Below are 3,134 nucleotides of genomic sequence, written 5' to 3' on the forward strand. Positions count from 1 at the left end.
ATATTGCCAACTATTTTGTCGGCTCTTTGACCGTGTTGATTGATTTTTTTAAGATTTCCTTTGAGATCGGTTAATAGTTCGGCAATATACTCCCTTGTATCGGATTCTAACCGTTCTCCTTGATTTTCCAGTTCTTCAAACAGTTCTTCGGTTAATTCCGCAGAAACTTCTGAGAAATTGTTGACAAAGTTTAATGGGTTCCTAATTTCGTGGGCAATTCCGGCTGTTAAACTGCCCAGAGAAGCTAGTTTTTCTTGGACAACTATCTGATTTTGCATAGCTCTGAGATTTTCTTCGATCCGCTGGCGTTCTTGAATTTCATTCTGCAATTGCTCTACAGTGTGGGTGAGTTCAGAGGTACGCTCCTCGACTTTGATTTCTAGTTCCTCATTAGCCTTTTGCAGGGCTGACTGGGCTTGTTTGCGATCGGTGATATCGCGGACGATCGCCACATATTCTTGCAGATCCTGATTGGAAAGGGAAGCATCTTGAGAGAATCGGTCTGAGATGGAAACTTCCAGAATACGCGAGTCTCCATTGGACAACTTGAGAGTTTGTTCGCTGCGACTGAGCCAGTCTTCTGGCTGAGTCTCTAATCCGGGTAATAATTTGTTCAGGTGAGATCCAATTAGCCTAGTATAATTGATTCCGAAGACGCTTTCGGCAGCGGGATTAGTCTGGCGAATTACACCTTTTTCATCCAGCACTACGATCGCATCTAGGGCAATGGTAAAAAGCTGTTCTGCTCCCTCTCGTGCCTCGTCCATTGATACAACCTGGGGTAAACTCGTCCAGCAGGCAACGGCCACCCCAACAAAAGCAACTAACAAAACCAGCACTACTAATAGATTCAATCCAACACTAGAGTTAGCATATAATTTGATGCCAAAAATCCAGCCGACAGCGACGGCGCTGACAATCAGCAAGATCAAAATTACAACCTGAAATGCCACAAAATCTGGCATTTTGCTCTGGCTTCTGTTGCGGTAAAGCCGAATCCACCACGACGGATGAAAGGGGGCAAAGGCAATGCGACTTATCCCTGCATCTACTGCCAAAACGGCAAGGGGAAAACACAACCCAATGATAAAGTCTTGCCAGCCCCAAGCCAAGCCTCCGACTACCAGCACCACCGCATCTATTATGAAGAAGGCCAGCGACCACCAAGGCCACCGAACTTCTGGACTACCCCGCCGCAGCCACAGTGATAGATGGAATAGTGTCAGGCACACAACCAAGCCAACATTAGTAATCGCCACAAGCCGAGGGACATTTCCCCAAGCTAGACAGATTAAACTCAGAACCAAAACTAAGACAAGCCCAAATCCAAATACACCGCGTCGGGATACAACTGCGAACGTTGGCGAAATATGTCCATCGACGGCAAGTTGGTACAACATCCGGGGGCAGTTGGAAACTATGGTCGCGCAACTCAGAAGACAGCTAGCGACCACCAGAAACGTGACGAGGGAGGGAACCCAGGGCCCCCACAATACCTGACAGGCAGCTAATAAATTTAAGAATACGTCATCTTTCAGACCGGGATCGGTGGCCAAGCGCATCAGTACCCAAGCGCCTCCTAAAATCACAGGCAGCATCCCCAGTGCGGAAATTTTGAGAAACTGCAAGGTTTTAGTAGGGTTGCGGCTATCCGCTACGAAACTGGCGGCAGAGTCACAGCAGTAGAAGATGTATGTACCAAAGTAAAACCACTTAGCCCAGTCAATAAAGGTGAATGGCGGCCAAGTTGCGGGGAAAAATCCGGGACTGTTTGGGGAAAAAGCTAACCAGAATAGACCATAAATGGAAAAAACGGATAATACGCCGACTGTCGGCAACACAAAAAAGGCGTGCAGAATACTTAAGGCGCGAGTGCCGCTGAAGGTCAAAATGAAGGGTAGGAGCGTGAAGGTAATATTTAGTAAAGTTTCAGGACAGCTAAAACCTAAACTATTGAGGTTGACTTTGATTAGCTGCGTCAGTACGATCGCAGAAATTGGCAGTGTTGCTACCCAGCTTAAAAAGTATCCGATCGCTGCATAGCTTCCCAGACCTGGATAATTTTTCAGCATTCGGGCGGTATAGTTGGGCGTTCCCCCAGCCATGTCTGGGAAATACTCACCGATGCGTTTTACCTGTAGGTTGAGCATCATACCCATGAGGATACCGGGCAACCAAACGAAGATGGCGCTAGGCCCGATCGCTGCTTGGATGGCTGTGGCGATGGTAAACCAATTGGCGTGACCGGTGAGTCCAAAGCCCGATGTTTCCACCGCACTCAGGCTTCGAGGCAGGCGCATGAGCGATCGGCTATTAAGATTTTCTCTTGGGAAAGGCTGAGTTGGTTCTGAGTGGTAGCCGTTTTCCGGCTGGTGTCGGATGCCTATCGCCATCAATTTTACCTATTATTTTTTGGATGTTGCAATCGCTACCCCGATATTCAGCTTTAGAGAGTTCAACTTTTTTGTATTAAGTATTTTTGCTACTCTTAAATTTTGGCAAAGCTGCCTTTCCCAGTCAACCATGAAAATCTATCTCAATCCATCTTCAATATTACATTTTATTTCTGACTTCTGACTTTTGCTAATTTCGCGTTCTTTTAGCTATGCCCTTAAGGGCTTCGGCTAAGTCGTTGGGTGTTTAGGGACTTCCGGTATTACAAAGAAATTGGGGAAATGCGATCGCGCTCTAGATTATACCAGGCTTTACCCTCATTTTTTGTTTAACTCCTCTTAACTCGCTTTCATCTCTACTCGATCTCTCTGCCTAGTGGGAATCTCAATCGCAAATTCTGTACCCCGTTCTGCCTGCGATAAACACCTCAAATCTCCGCCGTGCTTGTCACCACAATTTGATAGCTGATCGATCATCCCAAGCCAGTGCCTTCACCCACTGGTTTAGTTGTAAAGAAAGGACTGAACAGCCACTTTCTTACCTTGCTCGTCATCCCGAACCACGATCTTTAACACTGATTCTTACCCGAATTCTTGAACAATAACTGAATATCTTCCTAGTCGTCTACAACCATTACTTTCATTTTTTTACTCCTTGATTTCTGCTATTTTTTTCGGCAATGTGATGATAAACTCTGTGTAATTTCCTACTTCTGTTTCGACTTTTAGTTCTCCGCGATG

General features: G+C 46.1%; 1 protein-coding gene and 1 pseudogene. Both read right to left on the minus strand.

The window, feature by feature from the left end; all coding sequences use genetic code 11:
- Nucleotides 1–2,393: amino acid permease (locus QUB13_RS30235; RefSeq protein ID WP_333388737.1), on the minus strand; the 2,393-nt coding region annotated here is incomplete at its 3' end.
- A gap of 339 nt (nucleotides 2,394–2,732) precedes the next feature.
- Nucleotides 2,733–2,961 (minus strand): annotated as a pseudogene (locus QUB13_RS30240) (ATP-binding protein); the annotation flags it as partial.
- Between the last annotated feature and the right edge of the window lie 173 nt (nucleotides 2,962–3,134).

Origin of the sequence: Microcoleus sp. B4-D4, assembly GCF_036705185.1 — a bacterium.
Taxonomy (GTDB): domain Bacteria; phylum Cyanobacteriota; class Cyanobacteriia; order Cyanobacteriales; family Microcoleaceae; genus Microcoleus.